The 26,225-nt window shown below is 72.3% G+C and carries 31 protein-coding genes and 1 tRNA gene; 14 read left to right on the forward strand and 18 right to left on the reverse strand.

Going from position 1 to position 26,225, the window contains the following annotated elements; genetic code table 11:
* Positions 1 to 70 precede the first annotated feature (70 nt).
* From FHY03_RS04440 to FHY03_RS04450, 3 genes are all read left to right on the forward strand, one after another.
* Complete coding sequence (locus FHY03_RS04440) at positions 71 to 523, forward strand: VOC family protein (protein ID WP_183928971.1); 453 nt, start codon at positions 71 to 73, stop codon at positions 521 to 523.
* Positions 523 to 1,242, forward strand: coding sequence for a hydroxyacylglutathione hydrolase (gloB, locus tag FHY03_RS04445; RefSeq protein WP_183928973.1), 720 nt, complete (start codon positions 523 to 525; stop codon positions 1,240 to 1,242). The genes FHY03_RS04440 and gloB overlap by 1 nt, the downstream gene beginning before the upstream one ends.
* Before the next feature lie 205 nt (positions 1,243 to 1,447).
* On the forward strand, positions 1,448 to 2,245 hold the full coding sequence (locus FHY03_RS04450) for a SirB1 family protein (RefSeq protein WP_183928975.1): 798 nt from the start codon (positions 1,448 to 1,450) through the stop codon (positions 2,243 to 2,245).
* A gap of 180 nt (positions 2,246 to 2,425) precedes the next feature.
* On the opposite strand, the gene dapF is transcribed toward FHY03_RS04450, so the two are convergent.
* Positions 2,426 to 3,367 (reverse strand): diaminopimelate epimerase, encoded by a 942-nt coding sequence (gene dapF / locus FHY03_RS04455; RefSeq protein WP_183928977.1) that lies wholly within the window; start codon positions 3,365 to 3,367, stop codon positions 2,426 to 2,428.
* 45 nt (positions 3,368 to 3,412) lie between these two features.
* Positions 3,413 to 3,883 carry a DUF6456 domain-containing protein gene (locus tag FHY03_RS04460; RefSeq protein WP_183924036.1) on the reverse strand — a complete coding sequence of 157 codons (471 nt, stop codon included), beginning with the start codon at positions 3,881 to 3,883 and terminating at the stop codon, positions 3,413 to 3,415.
* Positions 3,884 to 4,019: 136 nt separating this feature from the next.
* Here FHY03_RS04460 and FHY03_RS04465 point away from each other — a divergent pair, with 136 nt between their 5' ends.
* From FHY03_RS04465 to FHY03_RS04480, 4 genes are read left to right on the forward strand one after another with little or no spacing between them, the layout of a single operon-like run.
* Positions 4,020 to 4,523: a response regulator transcription factor gene (locus FHY03_RS04465; RefSeq protein WP_183924038.1), complete on the forward strand. Its 504-nt coding sequence runs from the start codon at positions 4,020 to 4,022 to the stop codon at positions 4,521 to 4,523.
* Between the two features lie 25 nt (positions 4,524 to 4,548).
* Complete coding sequence (locus tag FHY03_RS04470) at positions 4,549 to 4,839, forward strand: hypothetical protein (protein ID WP_183924041.1); 291 nt, start codon at positions 4,549 to 4,551, stop codon at positions 4,837 to 4,839.
* Between the two features lie 45 nt (positions 4,840 to 4,884).
* Positions 4,885 to 5,391 carry a hypothetical protein gene (locus tag FHY03_RS04475; protein WP_183928979.1) on the forward strand — a complete coding sequence of 169 codons (507 nt, stop codon included), beginning with the start codon at positions 4,885 to 4,887 and terminating at the stop codon, positions 5,389 to 5,391.
* Positions 5,342 to 5,788: a winged helix DNA-binding protein gene (locus tag FHY03_RS04480; protein WP_183924045.1), complete on the forward strand. Its 447-nt coding sequence runs from the start codon at positions 5,342 to 5,344 to the stop codon at positions 5,786 to 5,788. The genes FHY03_RS04475 and FHY03_RS04480 overlap by 50 nt, the downstream gene beginning before the upstream one ends.
* Positions 5,789 to 5,809: 21 nt before the next feature.
* Here the strand turns inward: FHY03_RS04480 and FHY03_RS04485 are convergent.
* Positions 5,810 to 5,885, reverse strand: a tRNA-Val gene (locus FHY03_RS04485).
* 261 nt (positions 5,886 to 6,146) lie between these two features.
* Between FHY03_RS04485 and FHY03_RS04490 the strand changes: the two genes are divergently transcribed.
* Positions 6,147 to 7,298 (forward strand): acyltransferase, encoded by a 1,152-nt coding sequence (locus tag FHY03_RS04490; protein WP_183928981.1) that lies wholly within the window; start codon positions 6,147 to 6,149, stop codon positions 7,296 to 7,298.
* A 187-nt stretch (positions 7,299 to 7,485) separates the two neighbouring features.
* On the forward strand, positions 7,486 to 8,520 hold the full coding sequence (locus FHY03_RS04495) for an acyltransferase (RefSeq protein ID WP_183928983.1): 1,035 nt from the start codon (positions 7,486 to 7,488) through the stop codon (positions 8,518 to 8,520).
* Positions 8,521 to 8,539: 19 nt separating this feature from the next.
* Here the strand turns inward: FHY03_RS04495 and FHY03_RS04500 are convergent, their stop codons facing one another.
* The 6 genes from FHY03_RS04500 to FHY03_RS04525 form a co-directional block, all read right to left on the reverse strand.
* Positions 8,540 to 9,466, reverse strand: a complete 927-nt coding sequence (locus FHY03_RS04500; RefSeq protein WP_183928985.1) for a winged helix DNA-binding protein — start codon at positions 9,464 to 9,466, stop codon at positions 8,540 to 8,542.
* Positions 9,467 to 9,470: 4 nt separating this feature from the next.
* Complete coding sequence (locus tag FHY03_RS04505) at positions 9,471 to 10,967, reverse strand: NAD(P)(+) transhydrogenase (Re/Si-specific) subunit beta (protein ID WP_183928987.1); 1,497 nt, start codon at positions 10,965 to 10,967, stop codon at positions 9,471 to 9,473.
* Positions 10,968 to 10,980: 13 nt separating this feature from the next.
* Positions 10,981 to 11,277, reverse strand: coding sequence for an NAD(P) transhydrogenase subunit alpha (locus FHY03_RS04510; protein ID WP_183928989.1), 297 nt, complete (start codon positions 11,275 to 11,277; stop codon positions 10,981 to 10,983).
* On the reverse strand, positions 11,277 to 11,591 hold the full coding sequence (locus FHY03_RS04515; RefSeq protein WP_221189964.1) for an endonuclease domain-containing protein: 315 nt from the start codon (positions 11,589 to 11,591) through the stop codon (positions 11,277 to 11,279). Before FHY03_RS04515 ends, FHY03_RS04510 begins: the two co-directional genes overlap by 1 nt.
* A 249-nt stretch (positions 11,592 to 11,840) precedes the next feature.
* Entirely contained in the window at positions 11,841 to 12,965 is a 1,125-nt protein-coding gene (locus FHY03_RS04520; protein WP_183928993.1) for an NAD(P) transhydrogenase subunit alpha, read from the reverse strand.
* A gap of 7 nt (positions 12,966 to 12,972) precedes the next feature.
* Complete coding sequence (locus FHY03_RS04525; RefSeq protein WP_183924194.1) at positions 12,973 to 13,107, reverse strand: aa3-type cytochrome c oxidase subunit IV; 135 nt, start codon at positions 13,105 to 13,107, stop codon at positions 12,973 to 12,975.
* 142 nt (positions 13,108 to 13,249) lie between these two features.
* On the opposite strand from FHY03_RS04525, the gene FHY03_RS04530 reads away from it, so the two are divergent.
* Positions 13,250 to 14,665: a sigma-54 dependent transcriptional regulator gene (locus FHY03_RS04530; protein ID WP_183924196.1), complete on the forward strand. Its 1,416-nt coding sequence runs from the start codon at positions 13,250 to 13,252 to the stop codon at positions 14,663 to 14,665.
* 16 nt (positions 14,666 to 14,681) lie between these two features.
* Here the strand turns inward: FHY03_RS04530 and FHY03_RS04535 are convergent, their stop codons facing one another.
* The 6 genes from FHY03_RS04535 to FHY03_RS04560 form a co-directional block, all read right to left on the reverse strand.
* Entirely contained in the window at positions 14,682 to 15,113 is a 432-nt protein-coding gene (locus FHY03_RS04535; protein WP_183924198.1) for a GtrA family protein, read from the reverse strand.
* 2 nt (positions 15,114 to 15,115) lie between these two features.
* Positions 15,116 to 16,726 (reverse strand): hypothetical protein, encoded by a 1,611-nt coding sequence (locus FHY03_RS04540; RefSeq protein WP_183928995.1) that lies wholly within the window; start codon positions 16,724 to 16,726, stop codon positions 15,116 to 15,118.
* A gap of 10 nt (positions 16,727 to 16,736) precedes the next feature.
* A complete protein-coding gene (locus tag FHY03_RS20715; protein WP_311721302.1) occupies positions 16,737 to 17,402 on the reverse strand; it encodes a PEPxxWA-CTERM sorting domain-containing protein in 666 nt (221 codons plus the stop codon).
* Between the two features lie 300 nt (positions 17,403 to 17,702).
* The gene (locus FHY03_RS04550; protein WP_183928997.1) at positions 17,703 to 18,338 is read right to left on the reverse strand and encodes a heme exporter protein CcmB; all 636 of its coding nucleotides are present in this window, start codon (positions 18,336 to 18,338) and stop codon (positions 17,703 to 17,705) included.
* Positions 18,335 to 18,910 carry a heme ABC exporter ATP-binding protein CcmA gene (gene ccmA / locus FHY03_RS04555; protein WP_183924401.1) on the reverse strand — a complete coding sequence of 192 codons (576 nt, stop codon included), beginning with the start codon at positions 18,908 to 18,910 and terminating at the stop codon, positions 18,335 to 18,337. The genes FHY03_RS04550 and ccmA overlap by 4 nt, the downstream gene beginning before the upstream one ends.
* Complete coding sequence (locus tag FHY03_RS04560; RefSeq protein WP_183924204.1) at positions 18,907 to 19,317, reverse strand: metallopeptidase family protein; 411 nt, start codon at positions 19,315 to 19,317, stop codon at positions 18,907 to 18,909. The genes ccmA and FHY03_RS04560 overlap by 4 nt, the downstream gene beginning before the upstream one ends.
* A 65-nt stretch (positions 19,318 to 19,382) precedes the next feature.
* On the opposite strand from FHY03_RS04560, the gene FHY03_RS04565 reads away from it, so the two are divergent.
* A complete protein-coding gene (locus tag FHY03_RS04565; RefSeq protein ID WP_183924206.1) occupies positions 19,383 to 19,682 on the forward strand; it encodes a 4a-hydroxytetrahydrobiopterin dehydratase in 300 nt (99 codons plus the stop codon).
* Positions 19,683 to 19,840: 158 nt separating this feature from the next.
* On the opposite strand, the gene FHY03_RS04570 is transcribed toward FHY03_RS04565, so the two are convergent.
* Positions 19,841 to 20,623, reverse strand: a complete 783-nt coding sequence (locus FHY03_RS04570; RefSeq protein WP_183928999.1) for an SDR family oxidoreductase — start codon at positions 20,621 to 20,623, stop codon at positions 19,841 to 19,843.
* 60 nt (positions 20,624 to 20,683) lie between these two features.
* Between FHY03_RS04570 and FHY03_RS04575 the strand changes: the two genes are divergently transcribed.
* Together FHY03_RS04575 and FHY03_RS04580 are read left to right on the forward strand one after the other, a co-directional pair.
* Positions 20,684 to 21,481: an ATP-binding cassette domain-containing protein gene (locus FHY03_RS04575; protein ID WP_183929001.1), complete on the forward strand. Its 798-nt coding sequence runs from the start codon at positions 20,684 to 20,686 to the stop codon at positions 21,479 to 21,481.
* Complete coding sequence (locus FHY03_RS04580) at positions 21,478 to 23,016, forward strand: ABC transporter permease/substrate-binding protein (RefSeq protein ID WP_183929003.1); 1,539 nt, start codon at positions 21,478 to 21,480, stop codon at positions 23,014 to 23,016. Before FHY03_RS04575 ends, FHY03_RS04580 begins: the two co-directional genes overlap by 4 nt.
* A gap of 138 nt (positions 23,017 to 23,154) precedes the next feature.
* Here the strand turns inward: FHY03_RS04580 and hemW are convergent, their stop codons facing one another.
* On the reverse strand, positions 23,155 to 24,291 hold the full coding sequence (hemW, locus tag FHY03_RS04585; RefSeq protein ID WP_183929005.1) for a radical SAM family heme chaperone HemW: 1,137 nt from the start codon (positions 24,289 to 24,291) through the stop codon (positions 23,155 to 23,157).
* Positions 24,292 to 24,351: 60 nt separating this feature from the next.
* Positions 24,352 to 25,215 carry an oxidoreductase gene (locus FHY03_RS04590; RefSeq protein ID WP_183929007.1) on the reverse strand — a complete coding sequence of 288 codons (864 nt, stop codon included), beginning with the start codon at positions 25,213 to 25,215 and terminating at the stop codon, positions 24,352 to 24,354.
* Between the two features lie 94 nt (positions 25,216 to 25,309).
* Between FHY03_RS04590 and FHY03_RS04595 the strand changes: the two genes are divergently transcribed.
* A complete protein-coding gene (locus FHY03_RS04595; RefSeq protein WP_183929009.1) occupies positions 25,310 to 26,212 on the forward strand; it encodes a LysR family transcriptional regulator in 903 nt (300 codons plus the stop codon).
* Positions 26,213 to 26,225: the final 13 nt, after the last annotated feature.

Below are 26,225 nucleotides of genomic sequence, written 5' to 3' on the forward strand. Positions count from 1 at the left end.
TCATTCCATTGAAACCGCGGTCGAGCGCACGCTGTCTGACCACCGCCCGCCTCCACCAACGGAAGGTACAATGACCCAATATCTCCACACCATGATCCGCGTCAGCGACCCCGACGCGACCGTCGCCTTCTTCGCGCTGCTGGGCCTCACCGAAGTGCGCCGGATCGACAATGAGGCGGGGCGGTTCACGCTGATCTTCCTCGCCGCCGAGGCAGATAAAGCGATCGGCGAGCGCCGCGTCGAGGTCGAGCTGACCTACAATTGGCCGCCCGCCGACGGCAGCGCCGCCGAGGTCTACACCGGCGGTCGCAACTTCGGCCATCTCGCCTACCGCGTCGACGACATCTACGCGACCTGCCAGCGGTTCGCCGACGCCGGGGTGACGATCAACCGGCCGCCGCGCGACGGCCATATGGCCTTCGTGAAGACGCCTGATGGCATCTCGATCGAGCTGCTCCAGGCGCGCGCGCCGCTCGCCCCGGCCGAGCCCTGGGCGTCGATGCCCAACACGGGGACGTGGTGATGCTAGAGATCGTCCGCGTGCCGGTCCTCAAGGACAATTACAGCTGGCTGGTGCGCGCCGAGGACGGCGCGGTCGCAGTGGTCGATCCCGGCGACGCGGCCCCGGTGCTCGACGCCGCCCAGGCGCGCGACTGGACGATCGGGCAGGTGTGGATCACGCACTGGCACCGCGATCACACCGGCGGCGTCGCGGCGGTGAAGGCAGCGACCGGCGCGACCGTCACCGGCCCCGAGGCGGAGCGCGCCAAGATCGACCCGCTCGACCGCGGCGTGCGCGAGGGCGACTCGCTCACGCTCGGCCAGCATCGCGCCACCGTGCTGGAAGTGCCGGGCCATACCGCGGGCCATATCGCGCTCCACCTCGCCGACGACGCGGTGATCTTCACCGGCGACACCTTTTTCGCGCTCGGCTGCGGGCGGTTGTTCGAGGGCGATGCGGCGCAGATGTACGCCAACATGCGCCGCTTCGCCGCGCTGCCCGACGCCACCTCGGTCTATTGCGGCCACGAGTACACGCAGAGCAACGGCCGCTTCGCGCTGACCGTCGAGCCGGAGAATGCCGCGCTGGTGGCGCGCGTGGCCGAGGTCGACCGCGCCCGGGGCGCGGGCGAGGCGACGGTGCCGACCACGATGGCCGCCGAGCGCGCGACCAACCCTTTCCTGCGCGCAGCGGACGTGGCGACCTTCGCGCGGTGGCGCGCGGCGAAGGATTCGTTCTGAGGAGCTGAACAGATCCTCCCCGCTCAGCGGGGAGGGGGACCGCCGCGCGCAGCGCGGTGGTGGAGGGGGCTCTCCGCACACGCACCGGCTCGAGTCGGGCGGGCCCCCTCCACCATCGCTGCGCGATGGTCCCCTCCCCGTGCCGGGGAGGATCATCGACGCCTGCCCCTCGCATGTCGCGCCCCGCGCCCCCATCTCAGCCGATATGACCGACGACCTCCTTCGCCTCGGCCTGATCGACGAGGACGATATCGTGCTCGACGAGGCCGCGCTGCTGCTCGCCCTGCTCGACCACCCCGACACAGACCCCTCCCCCGCGCACGACCTGCTCGAGGCGATCGCGACCCGGCTCGACGTCGCCGGCGCCGACGCCGAGACCTCGCTCGAGCGCGCCGACGCGCTCGCCGAGGTGTTCGCGGGCGAGTTCGGATTCCTCGGCGATTCCGCCAGCTACGATGACCCCGCCAACGCCGACCTGCTCCAGGTGCTGGAGCGCCGCCGCGGGCTGCCGGTGAGCCTGGCGATCCTCTACGTCGCCGCGGCGCGGCGGCTCGGCTGGAGCGCCGACGTGCTCGACGTGCCAGGCCACGTGCTGGTGCTGATCGAGGCCGAGAGCGAGCCGGTGATCGTCGACCCCTTCGCGGGCGGCGCGCGCGTCGGCGCGGAGCGGCTGTCGGCGCTGCTCGAGGCGGCGCGGCCGGGGCGCGCGGTGACCCACGTCGCCGCCATGCCCAACCGCGCGGTGCTGGTGCGTCTGCTCCAGAACCAGGCGGCGCGCGCCGAGCTCGCCGGCAAGGGCCGCCGCGCGCTCGAGCTGTACGAGCGGATGACGGTGTTCGCGCCCGACCAGCCGCACGGCTGGTGGGAGCGCGCGCGGCTCGAGCTGGTCGACGGCGACCACGAGCGCGCGCGCCGCAGCCTGGGTGCGATCCTCGAGATCACGCGCGACGCCGAGCTGCGCGGCAAGGTGACCGATCTGCTGGAGCAGCTCGGCGGGGAGTGAGGGGGGATCCTGGGCCCGCTTCTGCTCCCCAAACTGCCGTCATCCTGAGCTTGTCGCAGGATCCACCGGTCCACTGGCTCAGCAGCGTGTGAACGCGCGAAAGGGTGGATCCTGAGATAAGCTCAGGATGACGGCGGAGGCGGGGGAGGGGTCGCCTGCCCTGCCCCCCCCCTGCCCGACCTACGCCGCCGCGACCACGCGCGCCCAGGCGGCGATCTCGTCGGCGGCGTGGCGGTCTACCGCCAACTCGCCAGCGACGCCGCGGGCGGGATCGACGGTGACGCTGCCCTCCCACTCCCAGGTGGCGTTCCCGTGGAGCGTCACCATCGCGTCCGCACCCGCGCGCGCGCGCACCAGGCCGCCGCGGTTGTACACCGTCAGCGCGCGGTCGAACGCCACGCGCCCGGTCAGCCCCGCGGCGTAGGTCGAGGCCGCCATCGCGCTGCCGCAGCTGTCGGTCAGACCGACGCCGCGCTCGAAGGTGCGGACGTAGAGCCGATCGTCGCCGCGCAGCTCGACAAAGGAGACGTTGGCGCGATTGGGCAGCCACGGCGGCGCCGCCTCGCACGCTTGCCCGACCGCGACCAGCTCGGCCTCGTCGACCGTGTCGACGAAGGCGACCAGGTGCGGGTTGGGCATCGCCACCGCGGTGAAGGCGCGCTCGCTCGGCAGCGGCGGCACCCGCGCCTCGACGATCCGCGCCGGCGCGTCGCGCAGCGGCCAGGCGGCGGCGTCGAGCGAGGCCGGCCCCGCGGTCTCCGCGACGGTGTAGACGCCCGGCGCGAGCGCCTCGGCAAGCGCCACCTCGGCGTAGCTGGTCTTGAGCCGCACCGTGGCGCGTTCCAGCCCCAGCGCGGCGAAGCCCGCGCGCGCGACGCAGCGCAGCCCGTTGAGGCAGGTCTCGGCCTCGCTGCCGTCGCTATTGAACATGCGCATGCCGAAGGCGGCGCGTTCGTCGCCGCGGGTGAGCAGCAGCAGCCCGTCGCCGCCGACCGGACCGGCGCGGTCGGCGAGCGCGCGCGCCACGCCCGCCCAGTCGGTGCCGTCGAGCGCGGCGTCGCGCGCGTCGATCAGCGGGAAGTCGTTGCCCGAGCCATGGCATTTGACGAAGCGCAGCCGCATCGCGCCTATGTGTCCGCGCTGACGGCGCGGGGCAAGGGGCGTGGATCACGGCAGGCGGTAATGATCCGCCAGCCGGTCGAGCGCGAGCGACAGCACCAGCCGTCCGCTGCGCGCCGGCCAGCCGAGCGCGCGCTCGCTGTCGGGCAGCGACTCGCCCGCGCAGACCACGCGCCACAGCACGTCGGCCAGACCGCGCCCCGCGGCGCCGACCGCCGCGTCGAAGCGGCGCTTGGCGGCGAGCTGCGCCTCGCCCGGGTCGGGCGCGGTGCCGCGGCCGTTGTCCACGCGCGGCGCCCAGCGCATCGTCACCGCGGGGGCGAGCTGCGCGCGCTCGTAATCGGCGCGCAGCCGCTCGCCCGCCTCGGCCTGGCGCGCGTCGACCAGCCCGCGCGCGGCGAGCCACGCCAGCGGCGACTCGCGCCGGTTCACCGTCACCGTCCGCCCGCGCCGCGCGCCGCGCACCACCGCGCCGCGCCGCCCGCTCGAGTCGATCACCTGCTCCACCAGCTCTCGCATCGTCCCTCCCTCGGATCCAACGAGGCGACGGGGTGGCAGATGTTGGACGATGTAGGACAGCGCCCGCGGCCCGCCGCGGCACGCGCCCCGCATCTTGGTTGATGACTTGGATCGCGCGCTATCCCATCTCGGGACCATGTCGCCGGACCGATTCGCCAAACTGACGACCCGGCAACGGGAATGCCTGCGCCTCTACCACCAGCGCTACCGCGTGAAGGAGATCGCGCGCGCGCTCGCCATCTCGGAGAATACCGCCAGCGGCTACCTCACCGAGGCCACCGCGCTGCTCGGCGTCGGCGGCCGCCCCGCCGCGGCCGCCGCTCTGGCCGCCTATGAGGCCGCCCACCCCGATGCGAGGGGTCGCTTCTCGGTGGGAGACCCCACCCCCCTGCCGACCGCAGAGCCGTCGCCGCCGGGCGATGACGCACCGGCACCGGCCGCCACGGTCGGGACGGGAGCGCCGACACACGCCCCCGCCGCCTCGTGGCTGCCGTTCCGCAAAGGGGATGGTAATGACCTCACTGTCGCACAGCGCCTCTTCTGGCTCGGCGCTATCATATTCGGCCTCGTCACCGGCTTCGGTCTTTTCGCTCTCTTCGTCCGCACCCTCAGCGACGTCGTCGCGCAGCTCGCGCGGTGAGTCCGCCTCGGTCGAGGTCGAGGCGGTGGCCACGCTGCTGCGCGAGCTCGAGATGCTGCAGGACCGCGCCTTCGCGGTGTGCGGCCGGCTCATGGCGGCGCTCATCGACGCGCGCATCGAGCAGAACATCGCGCCGATCGTCGGCAAGTCGATCCGCGCCGGGATCAGCGACGTCGCGGTGCAGATCAGCGGCGCGCAGGGCGCCACCGCCGACGTCCACCGCCTGCTCGAGGCGCTGGCCAAGGCGCGCGGGCTCGACGTGCGGCTGTACGGCGATACCGACAAGCAGGACCCCCGCCCCGGCTTCACCGCCTGAGCCGCGGCGGAGCGAACGTGATCAACATGATCGGGAAAGCGGCCGATGACGCGAGTCCTCGTCTTCGCCGCGGTGCTGCTGGGCACCTGCCTCTATGCCTTCCGGCGCGGCGGCGCGCCGGAACGCTGGGTGGCGGCGCTGCTGCTGACGGCGGCGATCGCCTCCTACCTGCTGCCGCACGTGCGCGGTTACACCTACTTTCACGTCGAGTGGCAGCGGGTGGCGATCGACACCGCGCTGCTCGCCGGGCTGGTCGCGGTGAGCCTCACGGCGGACCGCTTCTGGCCGCTGTATCTCACCGCCTTCCACGCGCTGACGGTGATGACTCACGGCGTGCGCGCCTACGATCCGGCGGTGCTGCCGATCGTCTACACGCGCGTGGCGGCGTGGCTGGCCTATCCGGGGCTGCTGCTGCTGGTGATCGGCGTGGCGCGGCATCACCGCCGGCTGCGCGCGGGGGCGCGCGAGTTCGACTGGACCCACCAGCGGCGGGAGGCGGCCGATGAGGCACGAACCTGCCACGCGCGAGGAGCTGGGCTGCGCCATCCGTGAGATCGAGGCGCTGCTCGAGCGACTCCGCGCCAAGGAGGCGCAGCAGCCGGCACCCGCGCCCGGGCTGCTCGAGCGCGCCGAGCTGATGTACCAGGAGCGCCGCTCGCGCGACCGGCTGTTCGGCACCGACCTGTTCGGCGAGGCCGCCTGGGACATGCTGCTCGATCTCTACATCCATCACGGCCGCGGCGCGCTGGTGCCGGTGTCGAGCGCCTGCATCGGCGCCGCGGTGCCGCCCAGCACCGCGCTGCGCTGCCTCGGCAAGCTCGAGTCGCGCGGGCTGGTGGTGCGCCGCGCCGACGTCGACGACCGTCGCCGCTCGCTGGTGACGCTCAGCGCCAAGGGGCTGCGGATGATCGAGCTGTACCTGGCGAGCAGCTGGGTCGGGCTGGGGTAAGAGGGGGCGGCGGCACGGCGGTGGTGGGCGCTGACGGGTTCGAACCGCCGACCTACTCGGTGTAAACGAGCCGCTCTACCAGCTGAGCTAAGCGCCCGGCGCGAGGGATGCCTCGGTACCGCCGTTACGCGCTCCCTCTACACGCTCGATAGAAGGGAGCAAGAGGTACGAACGTCGGCTCGCGCTGAGAGACCTGCTTATGCCCGCAACCACTGCATCGGTCATGGCACAAACGATTTCGCAACGGTTTGGTTGGTAACTCTGCGTCACTTCGGATGTTCTTGTAGGCCGGTGGCGATTTTCGCGGCTGATTTCTCCTGCTAGTGGCCGTGCCAAATCGGGGCCGGGGGGTTCACAGATGCAGGCGACGTTGAACCGGCAGGCGGGCAAACGCCTGCCGGAGCTGGACGGTATTCGTGGCTGGGCAGCACTGGCAGTGCTGCTATACCACTTCGTCGGGGAAGTGTTCGGTGTTCGCTTCCCTCATTTTCAGAACCCCGTGCTAACCTGCCTGAACGGCCGTCTCGCCGTCGCCATATTTTTCGTATTGTCGGGGGAAGCCTTGAGTTCGGGCTTCTTCGCCGGTCGAGGCATCGATCAGGTGACCGGTCTCGCCCTGCGCCGGATCCCTCGACTGCTTATTCCGATCGTCGCGGTATCGGCCATCGTCTTCACACTGGTCACCGTCGGTCTGACGTTCAACGTCGAAGCGGGGCAGATCGTGCGCCGTTCGGCGTGGCTCAGCCAGATGGCGCTCGCGCCCATGAGCCTCACGGGCATGATCTCGTTCGCGACCCATGGCGTGTTCCTGTCGTCGGATCCGAACGAGCAATACGGCCCCTTCCTGTGGACCATGTCGATCGAACTCCTCGGCTCGATCGTCACCTTCGTGATACTTTTCGCCTGGTCCTCGACCAGGCACATGCCCGCCCTCGTCGTGAGCCTCGCCGGACTTCTGCTGCTGGCGACGTTTCCGTGCGGTATGTACGCGGACTTCCTCCTGGGTATCTGGATCGCTTATGCTCGCTCGGTCGGCATCGTTCAGCGCTGGGCGACGAACCGTCTGATGATAGCGGCCAGCTATGTCATCCTCCCCGTCGGCGCGCTCGCCTCCGGGTTCGCGATGGCGACGCACTATGATGGCGTCATTTCGCCTGTCATCGCGCCGATCGTTGTCATCGCCATCTTCTGCAATCCGCTGGCCATGTGGGTGCTGTCGGGCCGGTTCTCTCGTTTTCTCGGTAAAGTCTCGTTCCCGGTGTACCTCGTCCACTTTCCGGTTCTGATTTCACTGACCTCATTCGCGATCGTGTGGTGCGAGCACCGCGGTCTCCTGAATGGCGCCACCGCCTTCGCCATCGCCGTCGGGTCGATCGTGATCAGCATCGCCGCCGCCATCGCGTTCGAGCCGGTGGAAGTCTTTACCAAGAGGGTCGGCCAACGGATCACGCGGGCCTTCCTGATACAAAGGACTGCCAAGGCACCGGTGGTTCCCTCGGCCATGGCGTAACCCGAAGGCGCCAGCCTGGCCGACAGTGTGCTGGCCGCGCTTCCCTCTCGTTGCCAGCTCCCTCGCCGCCAAGTCCCATCAAGGCACGCACTCCTGACCCAAATTTGCGGAATCTGCGCTTTCGACGTAGGTTGAGGTGCAGGGATCCGGCCGCCGTGCCGGGCTGGGTTATCGGGGGTCAACATTCATGGATCTTGCAGCCGCGTCCGCGGACGGCACCGGCGCGACCGTCCAGCACAGCGCCACGCATCACAAGCGCGAGCTGATCTACTCGATTCAGCAGATCCGCGCCGCCGCCGCCTTCATGGTGGTGCTCACCCACGTGTGGGGCGCGCTTCATAGCGTGCCCAGGACGGTGACGATCGACTTCCGCGAGATCAACATCGGTTTCACCTTCGCCGCCGGCTATCTTTTCCACGCGCTCTCGCTCAACCGGCCTTATCGCACCTTCCTCGAGGGTCGCGTCCGTAACGTGGTGATCCCCTATTTGATCGTCTCGGCCCCAGCGGTCGCGGTGTACGCGTTCGGGCACAAGACGCACCCGCACGTCGATCTCAGCCAGCTGGCGGCCTGGCAGCTGCCGCTCTACCTCTACGCCACCGGACTTCACCTCGGGCCGCTGTGGTTCGTGCCGATGATCATGATCATCTACGCCGCAACGCCGCTGCTGCGCCTGATCGACCGCCACAACGCGTACTGGCTGGCGCTGCCGCTCGCGCTGGTCGGCTCGATGACGCTGTTCGAGCGTCCCGAGTTCAACGAGATGCCGCCGGTCGCTGCGGCGCATTACGTGCCCATCTTCCTCTTCGGCATGGTGGCGTCACGCTACCGGCTGCAGATCGAGCCGGTCGCGCGGCGGCTCTGGCCGCTCGCGCTGGTGCTCCTGATCGGCCTGTGGAGCCTGTCCGCGTGGCTCGACGATCACACGCAATGGCCGGTGAAGATCGTGATGCTCGGCTGCATGCACGCGGTCACGGTGCGCACCCAGGCGCTGCGCTCGGTGGTGATCGACGTGCTCGCCAAATATTCCTTCGGCATCTTCTTCCTCCATGGCTATTTCGCGAGCGTGCTGCGCGTGCTGGAGGGCAAGGGCGTGGTGATCGACGCCACTTTGCTCAACGCGTTGCTGATCAGCCTGCTCGTGGTGGGGATCTGCGTGGCGGTCATTGCGGTGCTGCGAACCGTGATGCGCAGCAAGAGTCGCTATATCGTCGGCGTGTGACGGCGCCTCCCCGCCCCGCTCACGCCAGCGGCAGCCCCGCCTCCGCGAGCGCGCCGAGATAGGCCTGGAGCGCGCGCACCGCCTCATCGGTCAGCCCGATGAAGACGCGGCGGCGGTCGCCCGGATCGGGCGTGCGCGCGAGCAGCCGCCGCTCGGTCAGCCGCGTGATCCAGCGCAGCGCGGTGGTCGGCGCCACCGCGGCGGCGATGCACAGGCTTGAGACCGAGACCCGCCGCCCCTCCAGCCGCGAGGCGTAGAGGTCGAGCAGCATGTCCCACGCGGGATCCTCGCACAGGCCCTTGCCGAGGAAGCGGTCGCGCAGCCGCCGTGCGCGCAGCACGGCGCGCAGCTGCGCGGCGGTGACCGTCACCGCGGCGGCGGGGGCGGCGTGGAAGGCGAGCCGCGGCTCTTCGGCGCGGTCGAGCCCGACATCGCCGTCGCTCAGCTGCGCCAGCAGCGCCGCGATCCGCGCCACCTCGGCGCTGAGCCGCGCCAGCCGCTCGGAGTCGCGCTCGGGCGAGCGCACGCCTCCGCCGCCGAGGTGAGCCGCCACCGCGAGCGCGCCGATCCACTCGGCGCGGTCGGGCTCGCACAGCAGCTGCACCGCGCCCGCTTCCTCGCCCAAGGCGGCGACGACGGGATCGATCTGCGCCAGCGAGAAAGCGACGATGACACGCCATCCCCGCGCCGCCGCGAGCGAGTCCACCGCGGCGACGACGTCATGCGCCAGCGCGTCGTCGGCGCCGGCGAGGTCGAGCACGATCGCGGGCGCGCCGTCGGAGCGGGCGAGCGCATCAGGCGCCTCGGCGAGCGGGTGGTGCGCGACGATCGTGCCGCCGAGCAGCGCGATCGCCTCGCGCGCGTCGAGCGCACCGGCGCCGTTCAGGCTGGCGAGCGCGAACGCGGGCGTGGCCGGACCGGCGGCATGATAGAACGGCAGGGCCATGGCGTCAGTCGAGCGACTTGACGATCTCTTCCACCATCTTCTTGGCGTCGGCGAGCAGCATCATCGTATTGTCCCGGTAGAAGACCTCGTTGTCGACTCCAGCATAGCCGACTCCGCCCATCGAGCGCTTGATGAAGAGAACCGTTTTGGCCTTTTCGACGTCGAGCACGGGCATGCCGTAGATCGGCGAGCTACGGTCGGTCTTCGCCGCCGGGTTGGTGACGTCGTTGGCGCCGATCACGAACGCCACGTCGGTCTGCGCGAACTCGGAGTTGATGTCCTCCAGCTCGAACACCTCGTCATAGGGGACGTTCGCCTCGGCGAGCAGCACGTTCATGTGACCGGGCATGCGCCCTGCCACCGGGTGGATGGCATATTTCACGCGGACGCCGTGCGCCTTGAGCTTGTCCGCCATTTCGCGCAGCACGTGCTGCGCCTGCGCCACCGCCATGCCGTAGCCGGGCACGATGATCACCTGCTCGGCCTGGCTCATCAGGAAGGCGGCGTCCTCGGCCGAGCCGCGCTTCCACGCGCGGTCGCTCGCCGCCGCGCCGCCGCCGCCGGCGCCCGCCTCGGCGCCGAAACCGCCCGCGATCACGCTGACGAAGCTGCGATTCATCGCGCGGCACATGATGTAGCTGAGGATCGCGCCGGACGAGCCGACCAGCGCGCCGGTGATGATCATCGCGCTATTGTGCAGCGTGAATCCCATCGCCGCCGCGGCCCAGCCCGAATAGCTGTTGAGCATCGACACGACCACCGGCATGTCGGCGCCGCCGATCGGCACGATCAGCAGGAAGCCGATCGCGAACGACAGCAGCGTCACCGTCCAGAACACCCAGGGCGACTGGTCGACGGTGAAATAGGCCACGAGCAGGAGGATCGCGGCGAGCACGCCGAGGTTGATCGCGTGCCGCGCCGGCAGCAGGATCGGCTTGCCGCCCATGTTGCCGTTGAGCTTGAGAAAGGCGATCACGCTGCCCGAGAAGGTGATCGCGCCGATCGCCACGCCGAGCCCCATCTCGACCCGGCTGACCGGGTTGATCAGCGCCACCGCGCTGCCATCGGGGAAGAGCACCGGCACCGCGATGCCGAAGGCGACGGGGTTGAGGAAAGCCGCCGCGGCGACCAGCACCGCGGCGAGCCCGACCAGGCTGTGGAAGGCGGCGACGAGCTGCGGCATCGCAGTCATCGCGATCCGCCGCGCCACACCGACGCCGATCACCGCGCCCAGCGCGATCGCGGCGACGATCTCGAACGCCGCGGCGTAATCGACGCGCGCGATCAAAGCGGCATAATCCGCGCCCTCGATCAGCGTGGCGGTGAGCGGCACGTGCGTGACGAGCGTCGTCACCACCGCCACGCCCATGCCGATCATGCCGAGGCGGTTGCCACGCTGGCTGGTGGCGGGGCTGGAGAGCCCGCGCAGCGCCAGGATGAAGCACACGCCGGCGACGAGATAGGCCAGCGCGACCCAGGGGTTCACCGCGACATGCTCCACTTGGCTCTCCCCCTCACGGCCGCGGTGCCGGCCGTTCCTTCTTCCTGTACATGGCGAGCATCCGCTGCGTCACCGCGAAGCCGCCGAAGATGTTGACGCTGGCGAGCACCACCGCGGCGAGCCCGAGCCATTTCGAGCCGGTGCTCCCCGCCGCCGCGCCCGCGATCAGCGCGCCGACGATGATGACGCTGGAGATGGCGTTGGTCACCGCCATCAGCGGCGTGTGCAGCGCGGGCGTGACCGACCAGACGACGTAATAGCCGACGAAACACGCCAGCACGAAGATCGACAGGATCGCGACGAAGTCCATCATTGTGCTCCGGCGGTGCGGGTGGCGGCGAGCGTGACGAGGTGGCGGACGACGGCGTCGAGGTCGTCGAGCACGTCGCACGCGGCGAGGCGGGCGGTGAAGAGGCCGCGTTGGGCGAACCAGGCGTCGCGGGCGGCGTCGCGCGCGGGGCGGTCGCCGCGCTCGTGCGCCTCGCTGTCGAGCTCGATGATCAGGCGTGCGGCGTGGCAGTAGAAGTCGGCGACATACGGGCCGGACGGATGCTGGCGGCGGAAATTGAAGCCACCTGGCCGGTCACGCAACGCGCGCCAGAAAAGGACTTCTGGTAGCGACATGGCCTGTCGCGCTGCCCGTGCCCGCGCGGCCACACCTTCTTGCCCTTGCAGCACCTAGATCCTCCCCTGCGAGGGGAGGTGGCAGGCCGCAGGCCTGACGGAGGGGTGACCCGGCCGGCGAGTGTCGGTGGACTCACGACGGGCGATACCCCTCCGTCGCGCTTCGCGCGCCACCTCCCCTTTCAGGGGAGGATCGAGAAGGAGGTCCGCCACCATCATTCTAGTCTGTAAGAGAACATTGGGGCCCCCTCACGACACCAGCCTCGCGTTGACCACTGCGCCGCCGCGCGTCAGCCGCACCGCGTCGCCGATCTCGGCGTCGAGCACCGGGCGGCCCTGCTCCTTGTCCCAGAAGGTCGAGAGGAAGTTGTACAGGTTGCGCGAATAGAGCGCCGCCGAATCGGCCGCGAGCCGCGACGCCGTGTTGCGGTGCCCGATGATGCGCACGCCGTGACGCTCGACGATCTCGCCCGCTACCGCGCCCTCGACGTTGCCGCCCTGTTCCACCGCCAGGTCGACCAGCACGCTGCCCGGGCGCATCGTCGCCAGCTGCGCGTCGCTGACCAGCCGCGGCGCCGCGCGCCCCGGGATCAGCGCGGTGGTGATCACGATATCCTGCTTGGCGATGTGCGCCGACACCAGCTCGGCCTGCGCCTTCTGATACTCGGACGACATCTCGCCGGCATAGCCGCCGCTGCCCTCGCCCTCGATCCCCGCCACCGCCTCGACGAACACCGGCTTGGCGCCGAGCGACAGGATCTGCTCCTTGGTCGCCGAGCGCACGTCGGTGGCGGAGACCTGCGCGCCGAGCCGCCGCGCCGTGGCGATCGCCTGCAGCCCGGCGACCCCGACACCCATCACGAACACCCGCGCCGCCGAGACGGTGCCCGCCGCGGTCATCATCATCGGGAAGGCGCGGCCATATTCCGCCGCGGCGTCGATCACCGCCTTGTAGCCCGCCAGGTTCGACTGCGACGACAGCACGTCCATCGACTGCGCGCGCGTGATCCGCGGCATCAGGTCCATCGCCAGCGCCTCGTAGCCCGCCGCGGCATAGCCCTCGACTCGCGCGCGACCGTCGCCGAACGGCGCCATGATCGCCACCACCCAGGCGCCCGGCGCGATCCCGGCGAGCGAATCGGGCGCGGGCGGCTGCACCGCCAGCACGATCTCGGCGCCCGCCAGCGTCGCGGCGCGGTCGCCCAGCGCGGCGCCCGCGGCGGCATAGTCCGGATCGGCGATCGCCGCGCCCGCACCCGCGCCGGCCTCGACCGCGACCTCGGCGCCCAGCGCGATGAACTTGCGTGCGGTCTCGGGCGTGGCGGCGACGCGGCGCTCGCCCGATGCCTGCTCGCTGACGACCGCGATCTTCACGCCGCGGTTACGCGATCAGCCAGATAACGAAGAAGGCGAGGAGAAAGCAGATCACCGCGCCGTACTTCAACCAGCCGATCATGCCGGAATAGGTCGCCTCGTGCGCCTTGATGTCGCCGCGCCCCGCGCCACTCTCCGCCATCTTTTCCTCATATTTGTCACTATCGTCTTCGGCAGCGTAGAGGCGCGCTCTCGCGGAGGCAATATCACCGTTGCGGCTTAAGCCCGCCTTTACTCGCAGCGGTTAGGCGATAGGCAGGGAGCCACGGGACGATAGGCCAGACATGACGCGTAACGGACAACGTCTGCTGATGCTGATCGACGAGGACGCGGCACAGCGTCGCGTGATCGCGACGCTCGCCGCGCGCGGCGGGTGGCGAATCGTGTTCGCGGACGATCCCGCCGCGGCGGTGGCGACGCTCGCCACGCCCGACGGCATGCAGCTCGACGCGATCCTGCTCGATCCGGGCAGCGCGGGCTGGGACCCGGCCGAGCTGATCGGCGAGCTGCGCGGCTATCGCGCGCAGCTGCCGATCCTGATGCTCACCGCGCAGGCCTCGGTGGCGCAGGCGGTGGACGCGATGCGCGCCGGCGCGACCGACTATCTCGCCAAACCGCTCGCGCCCGAACGGCTGCTCCAGGCGCTCGACCGCGCGGTCGCCGCCACTGCGGCGGGCGAGCTGCGCCCGCTGACCGAGAAAATCCCGGCGATGCTGGGCTTCGACGAGATCATCGGCACCGCACCCGAGTTCCGCGCCGCGCTGACGATCGCGGCCAAAGCGGCGCGCGCGCGCGTCCCCGTGCTGATCGAGGGCGAGAGCGGCGTCGGCAAGGAAGTCGTCGCCGAGGCGATCCACGCCGCCAGCCCGCGCGCGGAGGCGCCGCGGATCACGCTCAACTGCGGCGCGATTCCCGCCAACCAGATCGAGAGCGCGCTGTTCGGCCATGAGGAGGGCGCTTTCCCCGGCGCGTTCCAGCGCAAGACCGGCCGCATGGTCGAGGCTGACGGCGGCACGCTCTTCCTCGACGAGGTCGATCACCTGCCGCTCGACGCGCAGCGCCGGCTGCTGTCCGCGCTCCAGTCGGGCGAGGTGCTGCCGCTCGGCGGGCGCCACGCGCGCGCGGTCGACGTGCGCGTGATCGCCGCCACCAACAAGCGCCTGCTCGACGAGGTCGCCGCCGGGCGCTTCCGCGAGGACCTCTACTACCGCCTCAACGCGGTGTCGGTGGTGATCCCGCCGCTGCGCGAGCGCGCCGGCGACATCCCCGCGCTGACGCGCCACCTGCTCGAGCGGATCGCGACCCAGCCGGGGTTGCGCGAGCTCGCGATCAGCGACGACGCGGTGATGCTGCTGATGACCTACGACTGGCCGCACAACGTGCGCCAGCTGCAGGACGCGCTGTTCCGCGCCGCGGTGCAGTGCGACGGCGACACGCTGACTCGCGCCGATTTCCCGCAGATCGCGGCGCTGGGCCAGCGCGGCCCGCGCGCGGCGAGCCGCGGCGGCGAGGCGGCGGGCGTGCCCCTGTTCCGCTCCGACGGGCACCTGCGCACGATCGAGGAGATCGAGGCCGATCTGATCCGGCTGGCGATCACGCACTATCGCGGCCGCATGACCGAGGTGGCGCGACGGCTCGGCATCGGACGCTCGACGCTCTACCGCAAGCTCGGCGAGCTCGGCATCGACAGCGCGGCGTGAGTCGCGCACGGCCGCTTCACCGCCGCCGCGTCGCGCGGGCCTCGGCCAGCGCGGTGCGCGCCGGGCGGTGGAATACCAGCAGCCGCGCCACGGTGTAGTTGACCGGCAGCACCACCGCGATCGCGAGCAATTTGGCGAAGGCTGGCGCGATCAGCAGCGACGCCTCGGCGACGATGGCGGTGCTCAGCGTCAACCCGATCAGCACCATGATCGCGAAGCGCAGCGCCTGCGCCAGCACCGCGCCCTCGCGCGCGGCGAAGGTCCACTCGCGGTTGAGCCAGAAGTTCACCACCGAAGCGACCGCATAGGACACGACGTTGCTCAGCCCCGGGTCGGTGCCGAGCTCGGCGAGCAGCAGGAACAGGCAGGCGTCGAGCAGCGTCGCGATCGCGCCGACGCTGGCGAACCGCGCGCCGCTCCCCGCGAGCGACGTCAGGACAGCGCGCATCGTCACTTCACCTCTCCCGGTGCGACGAAGGCGTGGGCGCGGGCGGTCACCAGCGCCGCGGCGCGATAGCCGTGCGCCAGCGCGTAGCGCTCGAACGCCGGATCGAACGGCGTCTCCCAGCCGGTGACGATCGCGCTCGGCGGCCGTGCGGCGAGGAACGCGTCGAGCGTCGCGGGCGCGGCGGTGGTGAACCAGCGGCGGTCCGCAGGCGCGAGATAGGGTGCGAGCCGGTAGACGAACGGCCCGTTGGCGAACTCGGGGTAGATCGCCAGGCCACCCTCGAGCGGCAGGATCGGCGCCAGCGTCGCGACCGGCGCGGCGCTGCCGCCGACCAGCACGCGCAGCCGCTCGCCGTCAGCATGGACCTCGACCCCGGCCCAGCGCGCCGGCCGCAGCGAGTCGGGCACGCCCGCGAGCAGCCGCGGCCCGAGCAGGAGGAGGCAGATCGCCGCCCCCGCCCACAGGGCCGCGGTCGCGGGCGCGCGCGCCTTGGCGGGCACGGCGGCGTAGGCGAGGATCACGGTCGCCGCCACGAACGGCAGCGGCGGCAGGTAATATTGCGGAAAGGCCGGGGTCGGCAGGAACGACAGCGCCGCGCCCGACAGCGCCAGCGCGCCGCACAGCACGAGCGGCCAGGCCGGCGCACCGCGCTCGCGCTGCCCGCGCCACGCCGCCGCGACGAACAGCGCGATCAGCAGCAGCGCGAGCGCGCCGCCGGCGCCGAGCCACACCTGGTCGGCGACCATGATCTTGCCCGCCAGCGTCATCACCTTGGGCTCGGTCGCCTGCTGCCAATAGGCGCGGTGCGGTCCGGTGAAATAGCGGATGGTGTGCGCCAGCAGCCCCTCGGGCTCGCGCGCGAGATACACCAGCAGCGGCGTGCCGCCGACCAGCCCGCCGAGCAGCAGCGGGATCACTACGGTGCGGAGTCGCTCGGCGAGCGACAGCGTCTCGCGCCGCACCAGCAGCGCGGCGACCCCGACGCAGGGCAGCACGAAGACGAACGCCACCTTCATCATCACCGCGAGCGCGAGGCTGCACCCCGCCGCCGCGATGGTCACCGGCGCCGGCCGCTCGCGCCGCATCCCGACGATCAGCAGGTGCAGCCCGAACAGCGCGAACGGCACCGGCAGGAAGTTGTTGGTGACGAGCATGCCCGCCGGGTCGAGCAGTCCGCCGCTCGCCAGCGCCAGCCCGGCGAACAGCGCGGCGGGGAGGCGCTCGCGCGGCACGGCGACATGCGCGCGCGCCATGACCCACAGCAGCGCGGCGGTGGCGATCCAGCAGGCCGCGACCAGCAGCCGCCCGACCAGCAGCAGATGGTCCGCGCCGGTCAGCACATAGACGCCGCCGAGCAGCAGCGGCAGGCCGGGGAAGTGGTTGTAGCCGAGCGTCTGGTACAGCGGCTCGCGGAACACCAGCCGTGCCGCGGCGACATGGCCCTGCTCGTCGTGACCGAGCGGGAAGGCCATGATCCGCCCGAACAGCCCGAGCAGCAGCGTTCCCGCGCTCGCCGCTACAGCGGTGCGTCGGACCAACGCGGCCCCGCCGCGCGCCGCGGCGGTGTGCCGCACCGGCGCGGGGTCGATCGCGACGAGCGGCAGCGCGCCCATCGCGCGCGCCTCAGGCCGCTGCGCCGCGGCGCGCGCGCCGCCGCAGCATCGCGCCGACCAGACCGAGTCCGGCGATCATCGTCATCCACGTCGCCGGCTCCGGCACCGCGCCGCCGGTGGCCTGCTGGAAGACGATGTCGTCGAGCTCGAACGAGGTCGGCGAGCTGAAGGTCAGGCGGCGCAGCGTCTCGCCCGCGGCCAGCGCGACGGCGACGCGGCGGTTGCCCGTCGCCGAGGTCTCGCTGCCATAGCCGCGCGTGATCAGGTCGCTGCCCAGCACGCTGAGCACGCCCGCGCTGGTCTCGACGATCAGTTCGTTGGCGCGGTCGATCGAGCCCCAGTAGAAGCTGAAGTCGCCCAGCGCGGCGCCGACAAAGTCGGTGAAGTCGAGCGTCGCCGATCCCGCCACGCCGCCGCCCGGCACCGAGAGGTAGCGCGTCAGGTCGCCCGCGGGCGCATAGCCCTGCTTGGGCTGGAAGCCCTGGAGGATCTGATAGGTGCTCCCCGCGGCGAAGACGATCCCGGCGGGCAGCGCGCCCTCGAAGTCGAGCGTCAGTATGCCGCTGGCGCCCGGGTCGGGGGCGCCGGGCACGCTGCCGACGAGCGTCGCCGCCGCGGCGGGCGTGCCCGCAAGCGCGGCGATGCCGAGAAGAAAGGATGCCGCGAGTGTACGCACCGTTACTGCCCCCATGTTCGTGTCACACGAGTCGTGTCATGTCCCCGCGGCGAGTGTAGCGGGCGGCGGCGCGGCACGGCGGGCGCATCGGGTGTAATACCGGGAGCCGCGGCGCGCGCTCGATCGGGATCGGGTGTCGCTCCTTTGATCCATGTCAAAAGCGGACTGTTCCCCGCGACCGCCGGAATCCCGGGGCGAAGCGGACGAAACGATGGTTCGCGACGTCGTGGCGCCTCGGCCCCGCGCTCGCGGGCGCACGATGGGCCGCAAGTCGAAGCACGGGCTAGGCCAGCGCGACCATCACTCCAGCGCAGCGCGAATCGCCGCGCCCGCGGCGAGCGGCGCGCCGACGAGCAGCACCAGGCTGGTCGCGGCGAGCAGTTGGAGACCGCCGGCCCCGCCGGTCAGCGTTCCCGCGCCGAAGATCAGCAGTGGCACCGCGAGCGGCAGCATCACCAGCCCCGCCACCGCGCCCGCGCCGCGCACCCCCGCGGTGAGCGCCGCGGTCGCCACCGCCAGCGCCGCGAGCCCCGGCGTCCCGAGCGCCAGCCCGGCCAGCACCAGCAGCAGCTGCTCGGCCGAGAGATCGAGCAGAGCCGCCGCCACCAATGTCGCGAGCAGCAGCGGCGGCGCGAACGCCAGCCAATGCGCCGCCACCTTGGCCAGGGCGACCGTCGCCGGCGTCCGGCCGCGGACGACGAGTTGGTCGATTACCCCGGACTCGAGGTCGGGCGCGACCAGCCGCTCGACCGGCAGCAGCGCGGCGAGCAGCGCCGCCGCCCAGATCACCCCGCCGCCGACGCGCGCCAGCAGCGTCGCGTCGGGGCCGATCGCGAAAGGGAACAAGGTCGCGACCAGCAGGAAAAAGCTGATCAGCAAGGTCGCGCCCCCGCCCCCATAATATCGACGCACGTCACGCCAGATCAGCGCGGTCACAGCACCACCTCGACCGCGCCCGGCAGCGCGAGCGGCTGGTGCGTCGTCACCACCGCCGCGCCGCCGGCGCCGCGATGCCCCTCGAGCAGCAGCGCCAGCCGCGATACCGCGGCGGCGTCGAGCCCGCTCGCCGGCTCGTCGAGCAGCCACAGCTCCGCGCCCGAGGCGACCACGCGCGCCAGCGCGGCGCGGCGGCGCTGCCCGGTGGACAGCAGCCGCACCGGCACGTCGGCGAGATCATCGAGCGCCACCGCCGACAACGCAGCGGCGACCCGCGTCTCCGCCGCGGGCACGTCGTCCTGCGCTGCCCAGAAGCGCAGCGCGTCGGCGAGCGCGCGCTCGGGGTCGAGCGCCGCGGCCTCGCCCATCCACGCCACGCGCCCGCCGCACGTCACCGTTCCCGCGGCGGGCGCGAGCAGCCCCGCGAACACGCGTAGCAGCGACGACTTGCCCGCGCCGTTCGGGCCGGTGACCAGCGCCGCCGCGCCGCGTTCCAGCGTCAGCTCGATGCCCTCGGCGAGCAGCCGCCCACCGCGCGCCACCGTCAGCCCGCGCGCCGCCAGCAGCGTCAATCCGCCACCGCCTCTTCCAGCGCGTGCATGTCGTCGTCGCTGAGGCCGAAGTGATGGCCGATCTCGTGGATGGTGACATGCGCGACGAGCTCGTCGAGCCGCACCCCGGTCTCGCACCATTCGGCCAAAATCGCTTGGCGGTAGAGGTGGATGCGGTCGGGCAGCGCGGCGCTGTCGAAGGCGCTCTTCTCGCCGATCGGGCGGCCGTGGTAGATCCCGGTGAGGTCGAGCGGGTGATCGATCTCCAGCGCCGCGAGCGTCTCGGCGTCGGCCTCCTCCTCGACCAGCAGCACCACGTCGCCGAGATGGCGGCGGAAGGCGTCGGGCAGGCGCGCGATCACCGCGCGCGCGTGCGCCTCGATCGCGTCGGCGGAGGGCGCCGCGCCCATCGGCTCTTGCTCGTTCATTCCCCGCGCCATACCGCTCGCGCTCGGGCCGCGGCAAGCGGCGTGGGCGGCGAGAGGAGCGCGACATGGCGGCGATCGAACAACTCAGCGAGGCCGAGCGCGCCGACGCGCTCGATGGCCTGCCCGAGTGGGACTATGACGACGCGCGCGACGCGATCACGCGCACGATCGTCTTCACCGACTTTGCCGAGGCGTTCGGCTTTATGACCCAGGTGGCACTGCTGGCGGAGCGCGCCGACCACCATCCCGAGTGGAGCAACGTCTGGAACCGGGTGGAGATACTGCTGACGACGCACGACGCGGGCGGCCTGTCCGAGCGCGACATCGAGCTGGCGACCGCGATCGACGCGATCTTGGGGGGTTGAGATGAGATCCTCCCCGCTCGCGGGGAGGGGGACCACCGTGCGTTAGCGCGGTGGTGGAGGGGGCTCTCCAGACACGCACAGGCTCGTTTGCGGACGCCCCCCTCCACCACGCGCTTCGCGCGCGGTTCCCCTCCCCGCGAGCGGGGAGGATTTCTTCGTCACCGCATCACCCGCCGCCGCATCGATCGCCGCAGCCGCCCCGGCAGCCAGCGCGCCGCGAAGGCGAGCCGCCGCGCGGTCGGCCCGACCATCGTGTGCAGCCGATCGCCCTGCACCGCCGCCCAGGCCTGCTCCGCCACCACCTCGACCGGGGTGAACTCGAGCCCCGCCGCCACCACCGCCTCGCGCGCGGTGCGGTTCGAGCCCGCGACCGGCGCGGACAGCAACGCGGTGTCGATGAACCCCGGCATCAGCGAGCGCACGCGGATGCCCTCGCGTGCCCACTCGCCGTCGAGCGCCTCGGTCAGCCCGCGCACCGCGAACTTGGTCGCCGAGTACACCGCGAGCCCGGACGAGCCGTAGATCGCCGAGGCCGAGGCGGTGTTGAGCAGGCACGATCCCGGGGTCGCGCGCAGGTACGGGTACGCCAGCCGCGCGCCATAGGCGACGCCGCGGAAGTTGACGTCGATCACGCGGTCGAGCGCCTCGACCCCGATCTCGCCGAACGCGCCCCCCGCCGCCACCCCGGCGTTGTTGAACAGCACGTCGAGCCGCCCGTCGCTGATCGCCGCGAACTCGGCGAGCACATGCTCCCACTCGGCCGGGTCGCGCACGTCCATCTGGTGCGTGCTGGTGCGGTCGCGCGGCAGCAGCGCGGCGGTCGCGGCGAGCCCGCGCTGGTCGATGTCGGCGAGCCCGACGCGCCAGCCCTCGGCGGCGAAGCGCTGCGCCACCGCGCGACCGATCCCCGAGCCGCCGCCGGTGACGAGTATCGCCTTCATCCTGCTCTCCCGCGTCTTGACGCTTGTTAGTCGCGCAGGCTTCCCGCATCGTCGCGCGTGATGCCAGCACAAAAGCTGCCCCTGCCGGCGAGCGGCCCGGCGATCGCGTTCGAGCGCGTCGCCAAGGTCTATGCCGACGGCACCGCGGCGGTGGACGACGTCTCGCTGACCGTCGCGCCGGGTAGCCTGGTGGCGCTGGTCGGCGCGTCGGGCTCGGGCAAGTCGACGCTGCTCAAGACAATCAACCGGCTGGTGGTGCCGAGCGCGGGCCGGGTCACGCTCGACGGCATCGACGTGGCGGAGGGGCCGCCGCCCGCGCTGCGGCGGCGGGTCGGCTATGTCTTCCAGGAGGTCGGGCTGTTCCCGCACCTCAGCGTGGCGGAGAATGTCGCGCTGCCGCTGCGCGTCGCCGGCCGGCGCGACGACGATCGAGTCGCGGCGATGCTCGACCTCGTCGACCTGCCCGCCGCGCTTGCGACGCGGCGGCCAGCCGAACTCTCGGGCGGGCAGCGCCAGCGCGTCGGGGTCGCGCGCGCGCTCGTCACCGGGCCGCGGCTGCTGCTGATGGACGAGCCCTTCGGCGCGCTCGACCCGGTCACGCGCGAGGCACTGATGGAGTCGGTCGCGCGGCTCCACCGCGAGCTCGGGCTGACCACGGTGATGGTCACCCATGACATGGCCGAGGCGCTGCTCGCCGCCGATCGCGTGCTGGTGATGGAGCGCGGCCGCGTCGTCGCCGACGAGACCCCCGCCGCGCTGCTCGCCGGCGCGGGCGGCGAGCGCGCCGCGGCGCTGGTCGCGGTGCCGCGCGCGCAGGCCGAGCGGCTCGCCGCGCTGGCGCGTGAGGGCGGCGCATGAGCGAGGCACTCGCCCGCGTCCCGGCGCTGGCGGCGCAGCACCTGCTGCTGGCGCTCGCGGCGCTGCTGCTCGCGCTCGCGCTGGCGCTGCCGCTCGGGCTGCTCGCGGCGCGGCGGCGCCACCTCGGCGCGGCGGTGCTGGGGTTCGCGAGCCTGGTGCAGACCATCCCCAGCCTCGCGCTGCTCGCGCTCTTCTACCCCGCTTTGCTGTGGCTCTCCGCGCTGGTGGGCGGCGGCATCCCCGCGCTCGGCTTCCTGCCCGCCTTGCTCGCGCTGACGCTCTACGCGCTGCTGCCGATCGTGCGGAACCTCGTGACCGGGCTCGCCGGGATCGACCGCGCGCTGCTGACCGCCGCGGACGGGATCGGCATGACCGCGGCGCAGAAGCTGCGCTGGGTCGAGGCGCCGCTGGTGCTGCCGGTCGCCATGGCGGGGGTGCGCACCGCCGCGGTGTGGACGATCGGCGCGGCGACGCTCTCCACCACGGTGGGCCAGCCGAGCCTGGGTGACCTGATCTTCGCGGGGTTGCAGACCCAGGCCTGGACGCTGGTGGTGGCGGGTTGCGTCGGCGCGGCGGCGCTGGCGCTGGCGGTCGACGCGCTGCTGGGCTTCGCCGAGCGCGCGGCGGGGCGGCGGCAGTGGCGGCGCATGGCGGCGGCGCTGGCGCTGCTGGTCGCCACGGGCGTCGCCGCGAGCGCGCCCTTGTGGCGCGGCGGGAGCGGCGGCGAGCGCGCGGTGGTGGTTGGCGCCAAGAACTTCTCCGAGCAATATATCCTCGCGCGGCTGATCGGCGCGCGGCTGGAGCGGGCGGGATACAGCGTGACCTATCGCGACGGGCTCGGCTCGGCGGTGGCGTTCGGCGCGGTGGCGAGCGGCGCGGTCGACGTCTACGTCGATTACGCCGGCACCTTGTGGACCGGCGCGATGGCACGACGCGACACCCCGCCGCGCGCGCGACTGGTGGCCGAGCTGGCGCGCTGGACCGAGCGGTCGCGCGGCGTCGCTTTGCTGGGCACCCTCGGCTTCGAGAACGCCTACGCCTTCGCGATGCGCGGCGCCGATGCACGCGCGCGCGGGATCGCCTCGCTCGACGACCTGGTCTCGGCGGCGCCGGGGCTGCGGCTCGGCGCCGACCTCGAGTTCCTCGACCGGCCGGAATGGGCCGCGATCCGCGCCGCCTATCCGCTGCGCTTCGCCGCCGCGACGCCGTACAGCCCGACCTTCATGTACCGCGCGCTGGCGAGCGGGCGCGTTGACGTGATCAGCGCTTTCTCCTCGGACGGGCGGATCGCGGCGGAGCATCTCACCGTGCTGAGCGACCCGCGCGGCGCGATCCCCTCCTACGACGCGGTGCTGCTGCTGGCGCCCGCGCGACGCGGCGACGCGCGCTTCCGCGCCGCGCTGGCGCCGCTGGTCGGACGCATACCGGTGGCAGCAATGCGCTCGGCCAATTACCTCGTCGACCGCGACGGCGACAAGAAGTCGCCCGAAGAAGCGGCGGCCTGGCTGGCGACGACGGTCGGGCTGACGAAGTAGCGGCTCCCCTCCCCCTTCAGGGGAGGTATTGGGGGTGGGGCCTTACCGCAAGCGCGCCGCTCGCGATCGTTAGCGCGCCGCCCGCGGAAGCGCCCCATCCCAGCCCTCCCATGTAGGGGAGGGAGCGCGCGCCCGGCCTCAGCGCACCACGCGCGGCAGGATCGAGTCGAGCAGCAGGATCCCCGCCTCGGTCACGCGCAGCCGCTCACCGTCGCGCGCGATCAGCCCCGATAGCGACGCGATCGCGCCGGCGTCGACGATCGCCTCGACCGCGAGCCCCGTCACCCGCGCCACCCGGGTCAGGTCGACGCCCTCGGCCAGCCGCAGCCCCATCAGCAGCGCCTCGCGCGCGCGCGCCTCCGGGGCGAGCGGCTCCTCGCTGACGAGACCGTGGCCGTTGCGCGCGACCGCGCCGAGCCAGTTCTCGGGCTTGCGGTGGCGCTGCGTCGCGCTCGCCTGCCGCCGGCCGTGCGCGCCGGGCCCGACGCCGGCATAGTCGCGGTAGCGCCAGTAAGCGAGATTGTGGCGGCTCTCCGCGCCCGGCCGGGCGTGATTCGACACCTCATAGGCGGGCAGGCCGGCGGCGGCGGTAATCGCGCGCGTTGCCTCGAACAGGTCGGCGGCGGCGTCGCCGTCGGGGATGGTCAGCCGCCCCGCCGCCGCCTCGGTGTGGAAGCGCGTGCCCGGCTCGATCGTGAGCTGATAGAGCGACAGATGCTCGGTGCCGAAGCCCAGCGCCTGCCGAAGCTCGCGCTCCCAGGCGGCGAGCGATTGGTCGGGGCGCGCGTAGATCAGGTCGGTGCTCACCCGCGCGAAGTGGCGCTGCGCGACGTCGAGCGCGCCGAGCGCCTCGGCGACGTCGTGCGCGCGGCCGAGGAAGTGCAGCGCGGCGTCGTCGAGCGCCTGCAGCCCGAGCGAGACGCGGTTCACCCCCGCGGCGGCGAGGTCGGCGAAGCGCGCCGCCTCGACCGAGGAGGGATTGGCCTCGAGCGTCACCTCCAGGTCGGGCAGCGGCGCCCAGGCGGCGGTGGCGGCCTCGATCACCGCGGCGACGGTGGTAGGCGGCATCAGCGAGGGCGTCCCGCCGCCGAAGAAGATCGAGCCGAGCCGCCGCCCCGGCAGCGCCGCCGCCTCATGCGCGAGGTCGGCGAGCAGCGCGTCGCGCCACGCCTCTTGGTCCACCGCGGCGCGGACGTGGCTGTTGAAGTCGCAATAGGGGCATTTCGAGACGCAGAACGGCCAATGGACGTAGAGCGCCAGCGCGGAGTCGGTCATGGCGGCGCCGCTATGCCCTGCCGCGCCGCGCTTGGCCATGGCGCGCGACGCGGCCCGCGCTCACCGTGTCGCGCCGATCGTGTCGAGCGCGTCCAGCGCCGCCGCGTCGAGCACGATCGCTGCCGCGGCGAGGTTCTCGCGCAAGTGCGCCACGGAGGACGTGCCTGGGATCAGCAGGATGTTGGGCGAGCGGTGGAGCAGCCACGCCAGCGCCACCTGCATCGGCGTCGCGCCCAGCCGCGCCGCCACCGCGTCGAGCGCGCCCGACTGGAGCGGGCTGAAGCCGCCGAGCGGGAAGAAGGGGACATAGGCGATGCCGTCGGCCGCAAGCCGGTCGATCAGCGAATCGTCCTCGCGATGCGCGAGATTGTACATGTTCTGCACGCACACCAGCGGCGCGATCGCGCGCGCCTCCTCCACCTGCGCGGCGGTGGCGTTGCTGATCCCGAGATGGCGGATCAGCCCCTCGTCCCGCATCGCTGCCAACGCGCCATAACCCTCGGCGATCGACCCCTCGCTGCGGCCGTGGCTACCGTCGTGGACGCGGAAGTTGACCACCGCGAGCTGCTCCAGCCCGAGGTTGCGCAGATTGTCGTGGACCGCGGCGCGCAGCGCGGCGGGCGACGGCGCCGGGTCCCACGATCCCTCCGGCCCGCGCACCGCGCCCACCTTGGTGACGATCGTCAGATCGTCGGGATAGGGCGCCAGCGCCTCGCGGATCAGCTGGTTGGTGACGTGCGGCCCGTAGAAGTCGCTGGTGTCGATATGGTCGACCCCGGCAGCGACCGCGGCGCGCAGCACCGCCAGTGCGGCGTCGCGGTCGCGCGGCGGGCCGAACACGCCGGGGCCGGCGAGCTGCATCGCGCCATAGCCGAGCCGGCGCACCGCGCGATCGCCGAGCCTGTAGGTCCTGTTACCGTCCATGGTGCGTCTCCTCGTTCGTGAACACGCAGATAAGCGCTTGCGATTGTGCCGATTAGTCGGGAAGATCGGGACGACCCGTGCGGGAAGCCGAACGATGGACGCCGATCTCTCCGACCTCGAGGCCTTCGTCGCGGTGGCGCGCGCGCGCGGCTTCCGCGACGCCGCGCGGGCGACCGGCCGGAGCGCCTCGACGCTGAGCGAGGCGCTGCGCCGGCTCGAGGCGCGCGTCGGTCTGCGGCTGCTCCACCGCACCACGCGCAGCGTCGCGCCCACCGAGGCCGGGGCGCGGCTGCTCGAGCGGCTCGCGCCCGCGCTCGACTCGGTCGCCGCGGCGCTCGGCTCGGTCGACGAGCTGCGCGAGCGACCGACCGGGCTGCTGCGGCTCAACGTGCCGGTGAGCGCGGCCAAGCTCGTGCTGCCATCGATCCTGCCCGGCTTCCTCGCCGCCTTCCCCGACATCCGCGTCGAGATCGATGCCGAGGACTCCTTCGTCGACATCCTCGCCTCGGGCGCGGACGCCGGCATCCGCTACGACGAGCGGCTCGAGCAGGACATGATCGCGGTGCCGATCGGGCCGCGCGTGCAGCGCTTCGCCGCCGCGGCCGCGCCCGCCTATCTCGACCGCCGCGGCCGCCCCGCGCACCCGCGCGCGCTGCTCGACCACGACTGTCTGGTCGGCCGCTTCTCGAGCGGCGCGCTGGCGAGCCCATGGGAGTTCGAGCGCGACGAAGAGGCGGTGCGGATCGAACCGCGCGCGCGGCTGATCGCGCGGGTGGCGGGCGCCGCCGACCTGCTCGTCGACGCCGCCACGGGCGGTGGCGGCATCGTGTACCTCTTCGAAGAGTGGCTCGCCCCCGCGCTCGCCGCCGGCTTGCTCGTGCCGGTACTGGCCGAGTGGTGGCCGAGCTTCCCCGGCCCGTTCCTCTATTACTCGAGCCGCCGCCTGGTCCCGCCGCCGCTGCGCGCCTTCATCGACCATGTCCGCGCGCTCGGCTGAGTCGGATTCGCCG

Source organism: Sphingomonas sp. BK345 (genome assembly GCF_014193845.1).
Taxonomy (GTDB): Bacteria; Pseudomonadota; Alphaproteobacteria; order Sphingomonadales; family Sphingomonadaceae; genus Sphingomonas.